The following is an 18,057-nucleotide window of genomic DNA, read 5'->3' as shown; positions in this document are numbered from 1 at the left end:
CTTAACGCTGAAAACCTATTGTAGCCTATACTTAGGCGCTGGTGCTTTTTAGCAACCTGCGCAGTTTTGAAACGGCATCTGTGCCAATCATGCCTTCAATGCGACCCCAAACAGGATCGACAGCAGGATCGAAAATCATCGATTTGTTTCGAGCATCCCTTGCAATCAAAGCGTCTGCAGAATGGCCCTCGAGTGCTTCAGGTGAAATTCCCTTTTCCACAATCGATAACCAGTGATTGAGATATCCATCTACATATTTGTCCATTTTCTCAAAGGCTTCGTCGCTTGCACGTTGCACCAACATCCACGGTGACATGACCGCATACTGGATAGGAGAAATATGCGCTTTCTCCATCCCATCAATGGCGCGTGCTTCCTCACACAAGTCTGTTAGAGGGCCAAAAACCTCAGTCATATATGTATAATTTGATCCGAGATCAACACGCGGGATCAGGTCTAGATGGAAGGCATTATGCTCTCCTGCCTTCACTGAATCCAAAGTGAAATGAGGGACAGCACAGTCAGAGTCGCTAAAAACAAAAAGCATATGACTATCAAGATGGATCGGGGGCACAACCAGTGAGCAAGTGACAAGCTGATAGATTCCGTCGCCTTTGAAGAGGCGTACGTTACCTACTTCACCCTGTACCATTGGCAGCTGACTGATCAGATCCATATAATGACCGCCGTCATCTCCAGTTATTTCTGATAAATTTAGGCGATCTATCAACTGATTTAAGGTGTTATCCCATAAGGCTTTTGGTAGAGAGACTGGACTCATAATATATCCTATTCTTTATGTGGCTGTTATTGCTTGAGAAACATGCCATGGGCGACCGCGCATCATGTCAGTCCCTTGCGATACAACTTTATTTTCTGCAGCAGCAGGATGAATGGTGGCAGTACAAGTTTTTCCTTTAGCTTTTGTCCATATTGGCTGCGATAAGAGCCCATCAAAAGGCCTGTCCTGCCATTCGGTCATTACAGTGAAATCTTTTTGCAAACTGGTAATGAAACTTACGCCCAAATCTGTTGGTGCAGTGGCCACAAGATAGTTAATCCTATTTTCCGCAGACCGTTCTAGCAATCCTGTATTTAGCTCCCATGCTTCAAGGGGAATTAAGGGAACACAGGCCACTTCTATCCCCATTAGGGCAAGACGACGAGCATGCTCAGGATAGAGGCTGTCATCACTTGTGATCAGAGCGATCTTGCCAAAGGATGCTTGATGACTCTCAACATCATCAGCGAGGGCAGACCATTTAAAACGCTCGGCGCTATGAATTTGACCTTGTCTAAGAATAATACCTGACCGATCTATAAGAACGGCCTGATGTTGAAATCCACTGCCATGAGACGCAACAATTGACGTGGCCACGAGACTTGATCCGCAAGCTGATTGGATAGCCTGGATAGTCTTATCACTCTCAGACTTTGCCGCATGCAAATCTTCTAGAGAGGTAACGCCGAGAAGCCCAGGAAGAGTGATAATCTCCGTTGAGCCACTCACTTCCTTGAGCGCAGAAACAACTTCGTCAAGGGAGTCTGCGGATATGACCGCTGCTTTAGCATCAGCGGCACCGTCATAGGATGGTATAGGTTGCTGTGCAGGATCCTCGCTAATAAAACAATAAAGCTCAGGTCGACGCGATGCAAAAATATCTGTACCGTCTGGACGAGTTTTATTGTCTGCGTCGCTTGGGCGAATGTCTGCATACACAACCTCTTCGCCTGTGAGAGACGCCCTAGCAAGGACGGTCCCGTCCGGTGCAACGATTTGACTTTCACCAGCGCCGTCTAGAAATTTTTCTGGAATACCTGTTGCTTGAGAAATGGGACCAACCATCTCTGGGGGCACAAGCGGACCAACTTTATTGGCGGCTACGACAAAGACCTTATTTTCTGCTGCCCTTACAGGAATATGCAGAGAACCTTCGTCACTGGCAAAGCTGTTTAAACTGTTCAATAGAATTTGCCCGCCCCTGAGCCCTAAACTTCTGGGTGTTTCATTGATCACCCCGTCCATACACGCATAAAGCCCCAGACGTCCAAGAGAAGTCTTTACAATTGGCCCTTCGCAGAGCGCCTTGCGTAAGAAGTCATTTTCGTGGCCAATGTATATTTGTTTATCATTATCAGCAATAAGGTTGCCCTCTCCATCAAAAAGAAGAGAAGTGCCTGTCACAGTTTCGCTGTCGCGTCTCAGTGTGACATTCACCACAACATAAAAACCTACGTCACGTGCCTTGCGGGCAATGGCTGAGAGAAAATCGTCATCCATATCTGCAGAGACATCCCAACAGTGTTGTTTGTCATTATACCAAGAAAGATGATTGGCGAACTCAGGTAGAACCAGTAAATCTGGATTAATTTTAGCGGCATCATCAATGGCCTTCAGGCAGCTTGCTAGATTGGCTTTAATATCTGCACCAACGGCAAATTGCGCAGCTGCGACTCTCACTGTATTTTGCTCTGACAAAAATTTTCTCCCTAATAACAATAGGTTACATTATTTTAAATTGCCCTTTGACATAATATAATAACAATATATCATTTAAGTCAATATCAAAGACATTTCCTGATCCAAATCTCTATGATTTTCGTAAGGAAATACGAGGACCACATTTGAGGGATGTTTCGAAAGGAAGTCATGAAAGATTATACACTCAGTTTAGCTCTTGTAGATTTTTTACCAGTACTTTTTTCAGGGTGGGGTCTGTGTTTTGTGGCACGTTGGCTTTCTGCAATTCAGCCTGCTGCAAAAAATTGGGTTTTTGGGTCGATAGTTTTTATTTTTGCCGCAGGCTTAATGAAAGCCTCTTGGAAATTAATTGTTGTTCTGACTGGGATGAATATCTCATTCTTAGATGCGCAATTGTTTCCTGTGATGGGAACAGGCTTTATTTTACTGGCCTATGCAGCTGTAGTGATCACAAAAGATACGTGGCCAAACGGGATGCCGATACTCCCATTGGTCTTGATTGCTGCTGCTTTTGGGGCCGGCCTCTATTTATATGGTCAAACAGGAGACAGGAAATGGGTTTTTGTTGGGATCGCTTCGGTAACACTGGCAAATTTAGTCTTTTCTATCACAATGATTAGATACTCATTAAAACGGGCAATGAAGCTGCCAGGCTTTTTATTTACACTCAATCTTGTTGGCATTTTTGCCATGAGTGGGCTTGCTCGAATAGAAAATCAGACTCTTGCTCAGCAATGGGCTGCAGAGACCGTGAATACAGGGGCTCAAGGGTGTTTATTAGTCGCGGCTTGGCTCCTCTATAAGAAGAGCAATATCGCAAAGTCACACGAGACTGTGAGCTAAAGGGAATTAAGGGGAGACAAATGACAGAGAGTAACACAAAACGATTTCTCGGACTCAATCTGAATGAGAATGTTTCGAAGGGCAATGTGATTGCGCTACTTGCGTTGAGCTTTAGCACCATCATGCTGGCGACATTCATCCCTGCTGTGCAGCCTTATTTGTTAGATGAAGTGCTTAATATTCCAAAGAATGACCAAGGCGCTGTCAGTGGTCAGCTATTATTTTGGGGCGAAATTGTTATCATTTTGACGGCTGGCTTTTGGGGAGCACTTTCAGATAAGGTTGGCCGAAAGAAAGTGACTGTGGTCTCCTTCATTTTAATATGGCTTTCTATGGTCATATTCGCGTTCACCAAAGATTATTGGGTAGCCCTTTTAGGACGATTAATTGCTGCGGCTGGTCTGTCGGCTGCCTCAGCTATGATTATTACGCTTATGGCGGATTATATTCGCGACGATAGCCGTGGAAAAGCAACCGGCTTCGTTGGCTTTATGAATGGCCTTGGCGCGTCTATGGCAGTGACAGTCCTCGTGAAGATGCCTCAAATTTACGAAGGCAAGGGCATGATTGCAACAGAAGCAAGTTTAAGCACCTATATGACGATGGCGGCAATTGTCCTCGTCTTGGTTTTTCTGCTTGGCTTTACAGTTAAAAGCGGCGTCATCAAAAGTCATGATCATGAAGAAGTCACGTCTTTAAGTCAGGTTGTCGTCGGTATGAAGGCGGCGAAAGCTCCAGGCATTGCTTTGGCCTATGCTGCAAGCTTTGTAGCTCGGGGCAACCTTGCAGTCGTTGGTACATTTTATCCGTTATGGGCCGCGATTTATGGCAGTCAAGTCTTAGGAATGGAAACGGCAGATGCCTTAGCTAAAGGGGGCAAGGTCGTGGTCATATCATATGCAGCTTCACTGTTGTTCGCCCCCATTTTTGGTATTATGACAGATAAAATGAATAGAGTGAATGCACTCTCAGTTACATTGCTCGTGGGAGTGGTTGGTTATGGATGCACGGCTTTTGTATCAGACCCTTTCAGCGTCCCTATGATGATATTGTTAGTGTTGATTGGCATGGCTGAAGTCGGCTGTATTATAACAAGTGGAGTATTAATTGCTGAACAATCACCCAAAGAAAATCGTGGGTCAGTGATCGGCGTGTTCACCCTTGCTGGTGCGGTCGGGATTTTGGCTGCCAGTGTTGTCGGTGGTGCTGTATTTAACGTAATGAATTCTGGCCCTATCGTCTTTTTCGGATTTGCCGCACTTGTCGTGTTGATCTGGTCAAGAATGCTTGTTGATAAAATCAAAATACCTGAAATGACGAATAGTTAAAAGAGACAGTCGTGATAAAAAAGGAGGCCTTGGCCTCCTTTCATTATGTTGTAAATTTTTCTATGATGCCTGATCAGAGAATAGATCTCTTTTCTTAAATGCAGCTGTCATAAAGCGTGCAAAAGCCTTTCCGCCCGTAAGCCATGCCACCTTCGCGCCGGATTTTTTTGTTTTAAGAATGCCGTCCACCAAATAGGGAGTCACTGTTTCTACTTTATCCCCAAGAATATTGAAGATTTTCTTCGCTTTTTCCCATTCTGGAGACTTTAAGTCATAATCTCCCATCAGCAGTTCGGTCACGACGATTCCAGGGCTTAACGTACAGACTTGAATTTGAGTATCTTTGAGATCTTTTTGCATAGCGCCGTTTACATAATTAACAGCTCGTTTGGTTGCTCCGTAAGCCGTCATGCCTTGTTGCATCTGACCGCCACTACCAAAGCCCTCCATATTCCATATTTGTCCGTAGCCTTGAGCCAGCATCTGTTTTGAAACCACAGCATTCGCTAAGAGAATGCCAGTTACATTCACATCAACAATTTTTTTGATCGCACTGGGAGAAGCCTCATAGAGAGGCCCGCGTTGCATACCCATGCCAGCATTGTTAATCCAAATATCTACCTGCCCAAATGTTTTTGTGCATGTATCCCATAGCTTTTGGAGATCCTTCGCTTTGGTGATATCTCCTGGACATCCGGCAACATGATCTGCGCCGTAGCGTTCTGAAAGAGAAGCTGCCAAGGCATCAACATCTTCTGCTTGCCTTCCATTTATGAGAACCTTGCAACCTCTTTTTAAGAAATTCTCAGCCAGACCCCGACCAATCCCTTTGGTGCTTCCTGTAATGACGACAGATTTCATGGTTTCCTCCAGTTTATTGACGCCCTAATAAAATAAGGCTGGCAACCTATAATGATTTATTGTTATATCATTAAGTAATTTGATGACTTTTGCAACCCCCATAGAGAGGTCCTGTCAAAATGACTGAAGCATATCCTACTTTTCCCATAGGTTCCGTTGGCTATAATTTAATGTTGATGCGCGGCACATGGCATGATCATGTTGAAACATACGCTCTTGATGGCACACCTCTATCGGATGATCCAAAGGCGGGAACGCCAGGCCCTAGTCCTTTTGACAATCTAGTATATTTAGACTTTGACGGACATAAAATGTCACTGACAAATGTCCATATCAGAGGTCGGGAAACAACAGCAAAGACTTTTACAGGATATTTAAAAGAGGGTGTTTTAGTTTTTGATCAGCTCGGACCAGGGGCCTATGAAAATATTGGCATGTCAGGCGGACCAGGAATTCTGACGTTTAACAGTCGCCGCCTTGAGAAAGCTTGCGATATATATATGGAGCCAGATTTTATCATGCTTACTGCTCCAGGAGAACGTCTGAGACATACAGTATTGTATAAGGACGGAGAGGCAATTCGTACGCTGACAGCGAAGGGAACACGCCTCAGTCCCACTTGCCAAAAAAGACATGATCTTGATCCACGGGGGCCAGACGGTCCTGTGCACGAAAAAGCTTTCGTCACTCAAATGTGGTCAGAACTCGCATAAAAAAGAAAGCCAGTAGACGGCTTTCCTTGATCAGTAGTGCTAGATGATACTCACGCTGAGTTATTTGACGAGTTCTGCGACATTCTATTTTCTGATTTTTTGTTGGAGACAGGCCCTACGGTAGGCATTTTTTCAAAAACCCACTTGATTCCCCCCGCCTCTGCTTTCTTTCTCGCTGGGGAGGGTATGGTCATGACGGTCCGACCTTTCTCAGTATCTCGCTTTTTCAGGTCGATCTGCCAGCCCTTTTCTTCGATCAATATACGCCGTGCTTTTCTGAAACTATTCATAAATTTATCATCCCCAACAGACAATTCATTGGCCAGTGTTTCAGGTAAGTAATAAGGCTGGGATTCTTCAACGATGGCAGCGTCTTCATGAAGGATTTTTTCTAGCCGTTTCTTTGACCCTTTGTCAAACATAGGCCATTTCATGAAGCTGCGCAGTTGAATAGCAAAGGTTCTGGTTGTGTGCTCATCAATGGGTGTATTGGCATCAAACATAATGATGGTCCAGCCTTCACGAAGGTCAATTTGCATACGCACAATCATCCCCGGGAGATACCAAGTTGGATGGGTACGGGTTGGTTGTTTATCCTTGCGAATGAACCGTCTAAAACCCAAGTCTCCTTTTAATTGAGGGGGGTAATTTGTATTGGTTGAGGTGCCCCACCACTCATTAATTTCTACATGGTCAATACTGTTATCCCCTGCTGTGTCTTGGTAACCAAAAGTAGGGTGGACAAAGGAAGCATGCGCTAGATCAATGCCATTTTCAACGACCCGAGAGGCTTCTGCCTTCCATGTATATTCTGTTGTAACTTCGCGCCAATACTCCTTCTGGTCATACTCAGGGAAGGGCGGAATTGGAAAGCGTTCTTCTTCTGGCAAGTCCCCCATGAAGACCCAAATCATCCCATAGCGCTCTTCTGCATCATATCTGTCTACTTTGAATCGTTTAGAAATTTTGGCCTCAGGTCCTTCAGAGGGAATATGAACGCATTCTCCTTCTGTGTTATATTCCCAGCCATGATAAGGACAAGCAACGTTTCCGTCTTTGCACCACCCATTCCCGAGGGATCCGCCGCGATGAAGACAAATGTCAGCGAGGCAGGCAATTTTTCCTTCAGAATCTCTAAAAAGAACTAATTTTTGCCCCAATATTTGGACCTTTACAGGGTCATTCTTCACATTTTTTGACCATTCAGCCACATACCAAAGATTAACCAACATACTTTTGCCTCCATTTGAGGGTTTGTTTCCCCCTTGCTCTGAAATGATGATTTGAGGTCACTCTATCTTATATGAGCTTCCTCAGGGTTGACTCCCATCAAGGCCTAATACTCTCTTCCAACATATCAAAAGGGACAAAAAACGCAACATTTGATATAAACATATATCATTATGCTTAATTGAATTGATTTACAATAAATTCTGTGTATAAACTGTCGGAGAAAAAGGAAGTTGTTTCGACTTTATTAGATTAGGAAGAGGGTATCATGGGTGAAAAAGTATTAAAGTCTGTTATTCAGCAAGTTGAGGAACGCCCTAATGAAAATCGTCGTTCTGTCTTTAATCAGCTCTGGGCAATTCTGGCTGAAATGCGGGAAAAAATTGACGCTCAATTTGAGTTGACGAAAGACCCTTGCTCTGATGAGTTTGATGATTATACAAAATTTGGTGACAGTGGCACCGAGGGCAGCTTGAATGCTTATGCGGGCCCTGAGATTGATTGGTTTATTCATTCGTTTATAGGTTCCCCTGAATCAACATTTACCAATATGCATATCACCATTAGCCCTGGTGCTCAGTATGATGTGCCAAATTTCGGTTTTGCCCTGGGCACACTTCCAGATTTGTTTATGTATATGGATTATCTTCCCCGTAGAGATTATCTTTATGATGCCTCTTATGCAGATAAATATTATACGGAAGTGAATAAAGAATATTTAGAGCTGCAGGCAGACGAAAGATTTAAACCCTTTATTTCTCATGATTTATATACCCGCATCGCTATGACACCCACAGCCGTCGGATATTGTGCAGATGTGGATGATGCCGTTATTGAGAAAATCCGAGGCATTGCTCACGAGCGTTTAGATCGCTGGCTTGGATGGATGCGCGACGCAGAAAAAACACCTTTAGAAGAGAGAGCGGCGATTTCGAAGCGGGAAGAGACCATTCGTATGACAATTTGTGAACGAGACCCGGCTAATGCATTGGCTGAGAAAATGTTTGGCAAAGAGCCCGCTGACCGCATGGTGAAAACATTGTGGGGCGGCAACCGCACCTTACCGCGAGTTGGTCTTGAATAGGACTTATCCATGACTACTGAAGACATGCCCTTTTCTGTCCGTGCTCTCTTCCGCGCTATTCATGTGACGGAAGCTGAAGCGCCTTATGATACTATCAGCGCGAAGATCTATTACCCTGCGACTTTTGGAAATAGCGACCTAGAGCGCAATACAGGAATGATTCCTGTGAATGAAGAGAAGGCACCCTTGCCCGTTGTGCTTCTTTTGCCGGGGATCAATGTGGGCCCTGAATCATATGCGTGGCTTGCAAAAGCCCTTGCAAAAGAGGGTAATTTGGTTGTGACCTATAGCTGGATTGCGGAAGAAATGCCGGGTTATGTTTCCTTAACGCCAGGCCTAGATATGGAGAGTTTTTCGCCTGAAGGACACGGGAAAGGTCCAAGTTGTCCAGCGATAGCCCCCCTTCTTGAAGAGTTAAAGTCTTTAAATAAAGAAGGTCAATTTGCAGGTTTGATTGATATGGAATCTCTCTACATCGGGGGTCATTCCGCTGGCGGAACAGTAGCCTTGATGAATGCTAATAGACAGTGGTTTCCATCAATAAAAGGTGTTTTTAGCTATGCAGCTCATACAGGTGCCTCGGTCGCGCTCGGATGGCCTGAGGATACAGTTTTACCGCTCGGTGATGATGTTCCGGTATTGCTGACAGGGGGAACAAAGGACGGTGTGATTGCATCCAGCTCTCATCGCTATGGTAAGGCTGAGGACGACAGTCCCACGGCGCGCATTGAGCGGACATTTGTTGAGGGCGTGAAAGCAGGAAATGGGAGTGCATTGGTTTTTATCGAGGGCGCCAATCATTTTTCATGTGTCTATCCTCAGGATGATACAACCGGCCGCCCCTTCCTTGACCAGGAAGAAACGATAGATTCACATGCATTTAGAGAATTTTATGCAGCGCTTGTGGGGATGTTTATTCGCCACCAGGGCATCCAGGAAAAGACAATTAAAGACTGTGCAAAAGGCCGAGTATCGGTTGTGTTGCAGACCAAGTAAAAGGGAACAGAGAATGGCTGATGATAAAAAACCAAGTAACTGGCAACAGGCAATCACAGGAGAATGGCACGGAATGCCTTCGCTTTTTGAAGCAGATGGGACTCATGTAGGCTATAATAAGGTGAGTAGAGCGAGTGAATTTAAAGACGGTCGAACCACGTATTGGATGGAAACAAAATTTGATGCCACGGGACCGTTGAATGATCGGTTTGAGATTGGCGCAAAGTTCAACTTTGGTGTGATCGATAGTGATCAGGACCGGATTTACACGGGACCGGATTTTATCGGAACAGGCCGCCCTTATGGTTTGTTAGTTGATAGTCGTTATTTTTCACCCGGCTGGAATGTTGATCTACGGACCGTCAATCACGTTGTGCCAGAGCTTGGGCTGCAAGTCTACTCTTCTCAACTATTTGAAGGGGACACTTTGGTTGGCGTTTTCAATGGACTTTATGTGGTGACACAGGATCATGAGACTAACCCTGAGACTCAACAAAAGGTGATTGATTTCCTAGCGAAAGAGAAAACTGACGGTAAAAAACCTTTCAATTACCCTGTGAAGAATGCGGGCGTTTTCCGAGGAGAATTTGAAGTTTATAATGATCAGCAAGAATTGATCGGGACAAATAAGGTGACGATCCATCATAAACCTATCAATTTGCTCCATAGTGAGCAAACAATTGAGATTGAAGGCGTGGTGAATAGAAAGTGGACGGCCATGCGCACCAGAAACGGCAATCATCACCAATTCCATGGACCAGAGATGTTCGGAAACGGCATGTCATACGGACGCTATCTCTATTCCATACGTCATTCTTTCGGCGAAGCTTTTAAACTTTGGTCGCGAGAAACTGTTGTGGATGATGACTATACCATGGTATGTGCTTGGCAATTCCTAGAAAGCCAGAAAGAAAAATACACGACGTTTGGCGTCCTTCATTGGGAAGAAGGGGAAGAAATTTTAGGGGCTGTATACGTTGAATAAGACCCTCAATTTTAGAGTAGTCACATGATTGATCCAATTGAATTTCGTCAAGCCCTCGGCAGTTATGCTACGGGCGTGACCATCATCACCACCGTTGATCAAGACGGGAATAAAATCGGTATGACAGTGAGCAGTTTCAACTCGCTGTCATTGGACCCACCCCTCATCTTGTGGAGCATAGATAAGAGCACAGGTGTTTTTGAAGAATTCACCACCTGCTCTCATTTTGCTGTCCATGTCCTTAAAGAAGATCAAGAGCAGTGGTCCAATCATTTCGCAGGGAAAGGGTTTGACAAATTTAAGGAAGTTGACAGTCTTCCGGGCCTAGGAGGGGTTCCGCTTCTTGATCATGTCTGTGCTCGATTTGAATGTTCCCTCGAGAACTGTTTTGACGGCGGGGATCATATCATCATAGTTGGTCGTGTAGAAAAAATGGCTCATGAAGAAGCAAGACCATTGGTTTTCTGTCAAGGCCGTTACCAAAAACTGGCTGAGTAAGTGAGATCCGTATTGTTCGGGCTACAGGTGAGCCCATTTTCTAACAAGTCTATCTTTTGAAATAAAGTCATCAATGGCAAGCTGATGGTGTTGTGTCATTGTGATTTGATCCAAGCCATTCAGCAATATTTCTTTATTTTGAGCTTCAATCTCAAATGGGTATGCGTCGACTTTTTGTGTTTCTAAGTCTATGAAGAGTGCCTTGGATTTTTTACTAAGTATAGAGATTTTCTCTGCATCAAGCCGAATAGGTAAAAGGCCATTTCGAATACAATTTCCGTAAAAAATATTGCTAAAACTTGGAGCAATGATTGCTTTAATCCCATATTCTGCAAGCGCCCAAACAGCGTGTTCCCGACTGGAGCCACACCCAAAATTCTTCCCTGATAAAAGGATTTTGGATTGACTATAGATGGCTTGGTTGAGAATAAAATCAGGGTCTGGCGTCCGCCTTTTTTGATCCAGATAGCGCCAGCCTGCAAACAAGCCTACTGATAAGCCTTTTTTAGAAACGCGCTTCATTTCTCTGGACGGGATGATAGCATCTGTATCAATGTTATCTCTTATCAAAGGTGCAGCAAGGCTTGTACATGTGGTAAATTTTTCCATCACAGATCTTCCAGCATAGACGCGGCTATTATTTTGCCCATTAGGGCAGAAGCAGCGACGGTTTCAGGACTCGCAAGATGTGACCGAGTTTTTGGTCCTTGTCGGCTCTCGAAATTTCGATTGGTTGTCGTTATGACTCGCTCCTGGAAACCAAAATGTTCACCACCAGCATAAAAACACATGGAGCATCCGGGTTTTCGCCATTCAAACCCTGCTTCTTTAAAAATTTTATCGATCCCTTCCTTTTCCGCCTGTGCTCTTACTTTCATAGACCCCGGTACAACGATCGCCGTAACACCGTCGGCAACTTTTCGCCCCTTAATGATTGTGGCCGCCCGTCTTAAATCACTGATTCGACTGTTGGTGCAAGATCCTATAAAGGCTGCATCAATCGAGTATTCCGTCAGCAGGTCACCTTCGTTTAAGCCCATATAATCGAGCGCTCTTTGAGTAGAGGAGTCTGTTGCAGACGGGACAGGGCTACTCAACGCAATCATATGCTCAGGACTTGTCCCCCAGGTAATTGACGGCAGAAGAGCAGAAACATCGAAAGTGATCTCTTGATCAAAGACAGCATTCTCTTCAGATTTTAAGGCTAGCCAGTTTTTGCAGGCCTCCTTCCACTCTTTTCCCTTTGGGGCATAAGGGCCAGCCTTGAGGTAGTCGAAGGTTTTTTGATCAGGTGCAATCAGAGCCGTGAAGGCTGAGAACTCTACTGCCATATTGCAGAGCGTCATCCGCGCTTCCATGTCCATCTCTTCAACAACTGGTCCAGCAAATTCTACCACATACCCAACAGCACCGCCCGCTGAAAGAGAACCGATAAGAGCAAGAACAATATCTTTTGCTGTTACACCGTCTTGTGGCGAGCCTTCAAGAGTGATCCGCATCGAATTTGGTTTTGTCAGGGATAATGTTTCAGTGACTAAGGCATGTTCGGCTTGTGTACTGCCAATCCCCCAAGCCAGCGCCCCAAACGCGCCTTGTGTGCAGGTATGACTGTCAGGGCAAACAACCGTTAAGCCAGGTAGAACAATGGCCTGTTCGGGGGATATCACATGAACAATTCCCTGTGTTTCGTCATTCACATCAAATAGGGGCAGGTTATATTTTACGGCGCTCATGCGGTGGGATTGAATGAAGTCTGTCCCGCTTGGCATTGTTGTTTGGTCACTTCGGTCTTCATAAGTATCTAGAATGTGGTCCATGACACAGAAAACATGAGCAGGATTAGCAATGGATCGTCCATCTTCTTCTACCGCCTTTAAGGCGACACTGCCTGTCCGTTCATGCAGGAGGAGACGATCTATATAGATGAGATCGCTGCCATCTTTCAGGGGGGCAATACAATGTTGATCCCATATTTTATCAAAGAGAGTATGACTCATTGGTTTCCTATTGTTGCTCTTTCCAGCAGGACATAATCTCATGCCCTGTGGCTGTCCAAATGTCATTCGAGTCTATGAGGGACTTTAAGACTTGTTTCAACGCTTGTATGCGCCACGGTTGCCCGATCACATAGGGCGTCAAATTTAGATGCAGGAGACGCCCCCCGTGTGAAGATGATTCTTTTTGGAAACAATCGAATGCTTCTAGAATTTGTTCCTGATAGACATCTTCATTCTGGCCCAGATTGACCAAAAGATGCCTGTCTTCTAGTTCCATAGTGTGTGGCATAGAGACGATCTTTCCCTTATCAGTCTTCATGACATAGGGCATATCATCATTGACCCAGTCTGCTTGATAGGCAAGACCGGCTTCTGCTAAGAGAGCCAGCGTGTTTTCACTTTGACTGCGTGCAGGAGAAACCCATCCTGTTATCGACTGACCAGAAAGAGTTCGAAGAGTGTCCAGTGATTGTGTTATCTGACTTCTTTCGACATCAATATCCATGCCACCGTAATGCAGGCTGTTCATGTCTATGCTGTGCGCAACAATTTCATGTCCCCCCGCTACAATCTCAGACAGTAAAGAGGGATAGCGCTCAGCAAGAGCAGCATTCATAGGGATAGAGGCTTTAATTCCCAAAGTCTCAAGGACTTTAAGAATACGAAATATCCCAACTCGATTGCCATAATCACGTGTGGTATATGTGCGGTAGTCTGGGTAAGGTGTCACCATATGTCCCGGTGCTTTAAAGGGCCCCTCATTCGGGACAAGCGGGAAATATTCGAGCGCAACCGTTATCCAGAGCGCAACCTTTTTAGAAGAAGGCCAAGTCACTGGCGCCCTGTCAAAGAGAGGTGAAAAAGAGTATAGGTCGTGATCCATTCCATGGCGACGATTTTCATAGGTAAGATAATTTTTAGGAAGGGTCATACTGAGACTCCCTTCTTGTATTTTTTGATGTCTTCAACAGCGGTGTCATAATAGGTCTCGCGATAAAATTCAGCAATTTCAGCAGCGGTTGTGACCCAGACATCATCCTTATGTGCTGTGATGTAATCGAGAACCTCTCTAAAGGGACCAATCCGGTGACTGCGGCCTATTAAATAAGCATGTAGGGGAATGCACATGACGGTGCCACTCTCTGCGCCTTCCTCTAAGAGTTGGTCGAATTGTCGCTTGAGTAAGTCTGCATATTGTCGGGCGCTTTGGCCGTATACATTGAAAGCATAATGGTCATTCACCTCTAGGGAATAGGGCATTGAGATGAGTTTTTTATCAGAGTGACTTGTGATCAAAGGTTGCGGTTGATCATCTTGAAACAGGTCACAACTATACCAAAAATCATACTCAGCGAGCAAATCAATGGTCTTTTCTGTATGGGTAAGAGCGGGGGCTAGGTAGCCCTTGATCCGCTGCCCTGTCGCGGCCTCAACTGTTTTGATACTGTCCTCGAGGATGGAACGTTCTTGGTCTTCATCCATGCCGTAAATATAGCGGGTGTTATATATGCCATGGCTGAAAAATTCCCAGTTACGGTTTTGACACGCCTCAACAATCTCAGGATGGTGCTGACACATGGCCACAGACAGAGAAACAGATCCTCTGATGCCGAATTCGTCCATGATGTCCATCAGCCGCCAGTGGCCCACACGATTGCCGTGATCTCTATAGCTGTATGGTGTTATATCAGGGTAGGGTCTTGGCCATGCTTTTCTTTGTGGGTTAACAGGAGGATTTAACTCATAGAATTCAATATTAGGTGCGACCCAAAAAGCAACCTTTTTCCCCTCCGGCCAAACAATTTTTGGTCGGTTTTTATAAGGCCAATAGTCATAGAGTTCTGGATCAGGCTTCATACTACCCCTCATAGGCTATTAGCCAGTCTTTAACGTCTTGAACATCGACAACATCAGCGTATTTCAGTTGAAGATCAGTAAGGTTTGCAAAATGATAACTCTCGTGCTTGTCAGCGACGCATTCTACCGGGATAATCGTACGATAGCCTCTTGAAAGACTGTCAACAGCAGTTGCTCTTATACAGCCTGATGTTGAGCCACCCGTCAGAACAAGGGTATCCACTTTATGCCACGTTAAAAAGGTCTGTAAGGGTGTTTCAAAAAATGCAGAAGGCATCCGTTTTGTATAGACTGGATCCACGTCTTCGTGAATGTCAACACGATCATCAAAGGCATGTCGTTCAGAACCATATTTGATATTTTGCAAACTATCTGGCGTATCTGTGCGCGTACCCCAAACACCAGCATCTGCAGCATTTTCCATGTAAGCAACATGCGTCCATACAACAGGAAGTCCTTTATCCCGAGCCATGGTAGAAATGGTGTTAATATGGGTCATCTGATTAGGATCAGTAATATAAGCTGTTTTAGGGAAGAGATCTGGCCGTGTATAACTTTTTTGAGGGTCAACATTGATAATAGCAAGTTTTTCCCCAAACCCAAATTTACTACGGGCGGGATTTGCCATCACTTCTTCAAAGATTTCACGGGCTGTTTTATCACTTGTTTGCATGGTGCTTTCCACGCTGCTCTCCTCTTTCCTCATATTATGGGACTTTATATCAATATCTATATCACATCTGATATGATATAAATCATCAAAACTGATGGCTAGATCCACTAAAAGCTTTACATTGTTATAATCATATATCATTATATCTATTCAATTTATCTTGGCAAGAGAGAATTCGTCTAGCTGATGAGATATGCGAAAACTATTGATGGCTTTCTGTGGAGCATCCTATGTTTAAAATAGTCAAACTAATCATTCTGCTCTTGGCAGCTTACGGTGTCTACGCACTATGGCCTGAGGCAGAGTTGACTGTGGATGTATACAGCGTAACAGATTTCGAACACCATCCTGATGGAAAAGTAGGTTTTCCTTCCTTTAATGCAATGTCTGGCATGGAGATACAGGCAGGCGGCAATGAGAGTGTCCAGCAAACATCAGGCGGGATTCTAGTCCTCCCGGAATTGGCATCTTCTGAAAATAAAGTGCCTGCGGTGGTTATTTTACATGGATCGGGCGGCGAATGGTCTGGGCGTAGCCTTTATCTTGCCAATAGGTTGGCGCGGCATGGTATAGCAGCGCTGTCTATAGAGACATTTCAAGCCAGAGAGTTAAACTATTCAGATAGTTATACTGATAGACTGAATAAAGCGCCTATATTTACACAGATTGCGGACGGGGCTATGGCACTTAAAGCCTTGCAAAATCATCCCTTTATTCACGGTGATAAGATAGCCGTCACAGGATTTTCTCTTGGTGCAGCGTCAGCCCTCTATCTTATGTTTGAACCTGTCCTTGAAAATATTCTTGGCAAAGAAGGGCCTCGGTTTTCTGCTTATGCCTCTTTTTATGCGGGGTGTTCATTTGACTTTGAAGATTTCCGTCCAGAAGGATCTCCTGTCTTGATCATGATGGGCGAGAAGGATGAAAGTATGTCTGTCAAGAGATGTCAGTCATTTAGGAAAAAATTAAAGAGCTATAATATTCACTCGAGCCTCATCGTTTATCCGGGAGCTGCTCATGGCTGGGAGCTGCCAAAGCCTATGGCCTTTGATGAAGGGGCCTGGGTCACTAAAGACTGTGAAATGAAATGGATGAAAGATGGCCAAACCATAGAACAGACGACAGGCCAGTCAATGGATAGTAAACTTGGTGCCATCAGAGCTCTGCTTGGATGTGCGGATCAAAGCGGCTATACCATGGGTGAACATAGACCGACCAAGGAACAATCATGGATTGATTTTCATAGTTTTCTGATCAAGACATGGCAGAAGCAAGAAGAATAAGAAGTAACCCTTTAATTAATGATCTAACATTAAGTCATTAGCGTACGAGATATAATACAAGTCGATGTTTTACAGGAGTAAACAGCAATGCTGATTAATATGTGGTATGTGGCCGAAGAAGAAGCCAATATCAAAGAGGACCCCGTCAAAGTAAAGATTTTGGGTCAAGATTTAGTTGTCTTTAGGGATGGAGAGGGACGTGTGGTTTGTCTTTCTGATATTTGCCCTCATAAAGGCGCTTCTCTTTCCGGCGGTGTTGTCCGCGACGGCCATGTAGCGTGCCCCTACCATGGATGGCAGTTTGGTCATACGGGGGCATGTCTGAAAATTCCTGCGGCTGGTGAGGATGCAAAAATTCCTAATCGTGCCCGGGTCGATAGCTATCCTGTAGAAATAAGATATGGCTGGGTATGGGTTTTCCTCGGTGACCTTCCAGAAGAAGAACGTCCCCCCATTCCAGAATTTCCAGAGTATGAATTCATTGGCAGTGATTGGGGGATGGTGCGCGGTACATGGGAGTGGAATGCTAACTATGAGCGAGTTTTAGAAAATGGTCTTGATTTTGGCCATGCACCCTATGTACACCCTGCATTTGGGGATCCGGACGAAGGAGAAATCAATCACATTGACCTCGAACCCCATGAATGGGGCGCACGGGCCCGTCATCTGTATAAACCGCCGCGCCCTAAAGGCCTTTGGGCATCTCTGAGGAATAAAAAGGCAGCCGCATCAAAAGGTGTGGAAGCCAGTCCCGGCTATCATGTTTCAGGGTCGATGCTTCGTCTTGAAGTGAATATAACAGCCAGTTGGAAGATGATTATTTTTGATGTGAATATCCCTGTGGATGAAAATACAACGAAAACCTATTTCATCGCCATTCGTAATTTCTTCAAGAGTGCCATGTGGGATTTTGATGCTAGGAAAAGAACTTATAGTATTTTTGAGCAGGATCAGGTGGTGGTTGAGAAAATCCGCCCTGAAATGGTGCCTGAAAAATTGGCTGAAGAAATGTCAGTTCAGTGCGATGTCTTAATGATGGATGCGCGCAAAAAATTCAAAGCACTCAAGAAGAAGGGTTGGGAAATAGATCTGGAGACTTATTACAAAGAATTCAAAGGAAAACGCGCGTGTGTTATTCCCTCTCCCGCCAGGAGAGAAAACCCGAAGGGATGGATTATACCCACCATTCCTCTCTTGGAAGCTTCAGAATAACCTTTTCTGTGAGAG

At 44.8% G+C, this 18,057-nt stretch carries 18 protein-coding genes; 9 read left to right on the top strand and 9 right to left on the bottom strand.

The genetic code is table 11. The features are described 5' to 3' along the window. Window positions 1-31: 31 nt before the first annotated feature. Window positions 32-781, bottom strand: coding sequence for a hypothetical protein (locus tag QGN29_RS03975; RefSeq protein ID WP_310799383.1), 750 nt, complete (start codon window positions 779-781; stop codon window positions 32-34). A 15-nt stretch (window positions 782-796) separates the two neighbouring features. Continuing rightward, on the bottom strand, window positions 797-2,479 hold the full coding sequence (locus QGN29_RS03970; RefSeq protein WP_310799382.1) for a nitrilase-related carbon-nitrogen hydrolase: 1,683 nt from the start codon (window positions 2,477-2,479) through the stop codon (window positions 797-799). Between the two features lie 171 nt (window positions 2,480-2,650). On the opposite strand from QGN29_RS03970, the gene QGN29_RS03965 reads away from it, so the two are divergent. Continuing rightward, window positions 2,651-3,325 carry a hypothetical protein gene (locus tag QGN29_RS03965; RefSeq protein ID WP_310799381.1) on the top strand — a complete coding sequence of 225 codons (675 nt, stop codon included), beginning with the start codon at window positions 2,651-2,653 and terminating at the stop codon, window positions 3,323-3,325. 20 nt (window positions 3,326-3,345) lie between these two features. After that, complete coding sequence (locus QGN29_RS03960) at window positions 3,346-4,653, top strand: MFS transporter (protein ID WP_310799380.1); 1,308 nt, start codon at window positions 3,346-3,348, stop codon at window positions 4,651-4,653. A gap of 60 nt (window positions 4,654-4,713) precedes the next feature. Here QGN29_RS03960 and QGN29_RS03955 read toward each other — a convergent pair whose 3' ends face one another. Then, complete coding sequence (locus QGN29_RS03955; protein WP_310799379.1) at window positions 4,714-5,514, bottom strand: SDR family NAD(P)-dependent oxidoreductase; 801 nt, start codon at window positions 5,512-5,514, stop codon at window positions 4,714-4,716. 119 nt (window positions 5,515-5,633) lie between these two features. Here QGN29_RS03955 and QGN29_RS03950 point away from each other — a divergent pair, with 119 nt between their 5' ends. After that, window positions 5,634-6,227, top strand: coding sequence for a hypothetical protein (locus QGN29_RS03950; RefSeq protein ID WP_310799378.1), 594 nt, complete (start codon window positions 5,634-5,636; stop codon window positions 6,225-6,227). 50 nt (window positions 6,228-6,277) lie between these two features. On the opposite strand, the gene QGN29_RS03945 is transcribed toward QGN29_RS03950, so the two are convergent. After that, window positions 6,278-7,459, bottom strand: a complete 1,182-nt coding sequence (locus QGN29_RS03945) for an aromatic ring-hydroxylating dioxygenase subunit alpha (protein ID WP_310799377.1) — start codon at window positions 7,457-7,459, stop codon at window positions 6,278-6,280. Window positions 7,460-7,725: 266 nt separating this feature from the next. Between QGN29_RS03945 and QGN29_RS03940 the strand changes: the two genes are divergently transcribed. The 4 genes from QGN29_RS03940 to QGN29_RS03925 are packed head-to-tail and all read left to right on the top strand — an operon-like array spanning window position 7,726 to window position 11,020. Continuing rightward, the gene (locus tag QGN29_RS03940) at window positions 7,726-8,541 is read left to right on the top strand and encodes a hypothetical protein (RefSeq protein ID WP_310799376.1); all 816 of its coding nucleotides are present in this window, start codon (window positions 7,726-7,728) and stop codon (window positions 8,539-8,541) included. Between the two features lie 9 nt (window positions 8,542-8,550). After that, entirely contained in the window at window positions 8,551-9,537 is a 987-nt protein-coding gene (locus QGN29_RS03935) for an alpha/beta hydrolase (RefSeq protein ID WP_310799375.1), read from the top strand. 13 nt (window positions 9,538-9,550) lie between these two features. Continuing rightward, window positions 9,551-10,522 carry a hypothetical protein gene (locus QGN29_RS03930; protein WP_310799374.1) on the top strand — a complete coding sequence of 324 codons (972 nt, stop codon included), beginning with the start codon at window positions 9,551-9,553 and terminating at the stop codon, window positions 10,520-10,522. A 24-nt stretch (window positions 10,523-10,546) separates the two neighbouring features. Further along, window positions 10,547-11,020, top strand: coding sequence for a flavin reductase family protein (locus QGN29_RS03925; protein WP_310799373.1), 474 nt, complete (start codon window positions 10,547-10,549; stop codon window positions 11,018-11,020). 21 nt (window positions 11,021-11,041) lie between these two features. Here QGN29_RS03925 and leuD read toward each other — a convergent pair whose 3' ends face one another. The 5 genes from leuD to QGN29_RS03900 are packed head-to-tail and all read right to left on the bottom strand — an operon-like array spanning window position 11,042 to window position 15,547. Then, complete coding sequence (leuD, locus tag QGN29_RS03920) at window positions 11,042-11,629, bottom strand: 3-isopropylmalate dehydratase small subunit (protein WP_310799372.1); 588 nt, start codon at window positions 11,627-11,629, stop codon at window positions 11,042-11,044. Further along, window positions 11,629-13,017: a 3-isopropylmalate dehydratase large subunit gene (locus QGN29_RS03915; protein WP_310799371.1), complete on the bottom strand. Its 1,389-nt coding sequence runs from the start codon at window positions 13,015-13,017 to the stop codon at window positions 11,629-11,631. The genes leuD and QGN29_RS03915 overlap by 1 nt, the downstream gene beginning before the upstream one ends. Window positions 13,018-13,024: 7 nt before the next feature. Further along, window positions 13,025-13,948 (bottom strand): polysaccharide deacetylase family protein, encoded by a 924-nt coding sequence (locus QGN29_RS03910; RefSeq protein ID WP_310799370.1) that lies wholly within the window; start codon window positions 13,946-13,948, stop codon window positions 13,025-13,027. After that, window positions 13,945-14,874: a polysaccharide deacetylase family protein gene (locus tag QGN29_RS03905; RefSeq protein ID WP_310799369.1), complete on the bottom strand. Its 930-nt coding sequence runs from the start codon at window positions 14,872-14,874 to the stop codon at window positions 13,945-13,947. Before QGN29_RS03905 ends, QGN29_RS03910 begins: the two co-directional genes overlap by 4 nt. A gap of 1 nt (window position 14,875) precedes the next feature. After that, window positions 14,876-15,547: an isochorismatase family protein gene (locus tag QGN29_RS03900; RefSeq protein WP_375164676.1), complete on the bottom strand. Its 672-nt coding sequence runs from the start codon at window positions 15,545-15,547 to the stop codon at window positions 14,876-14,878. Window positions 15,548-15,777: 230 nt separating this feature from the next. Between QGN29_RS03900 and QGN29_RS03895 the strand changes: the two genes are divergently transcribed. Together QGN29_RS03895 and QGN29_RS03890 are read left to right on the top strand one after the other, a co-directional pair. Continuing rightward, the gene (locus QGN29_RS03895; RefSeq protein WP_310799367.1) at window positions 15,778-16,830 is read left to right on the top strand and encodes a dienelactone hydrolase family protein; all 1,053 of its coding nucleotides are present in this window, start codon (window positions 15,778-15,780) and stop codon (window positions 16,828-16,830) included. Window positions 16,831-16,917: 87 nt separating this feature from the next. Then, entirely contained in the window at window positions 16,918-18,042 is a 1,125-nt protein-coding gene (locus tag QGN29_RS03890) for a Rieske 2Fe-2S domain-containing protein (protein WP_310799366.1), read from the top strand. The last annotated feature ends 15 nt before the right edge of the window (window positions 18,043-18,057 follow it).

Origin of the sequence: Temperatibacter marinus (assembly GCF_031598375.1) — a bacterium.
Lineage (GTDB): Bacteria > Pseudomonadota > Alphaproteobacteria > Sphingomonadales > Kordiimonadaceae > Temperatibacter > Temperatibacter marinus.
The sequence above is the reverse complement of the archived record's forward strand: the minus strand, read 5'-3'. Positions and strand labels throughout refer to the sequence as shown.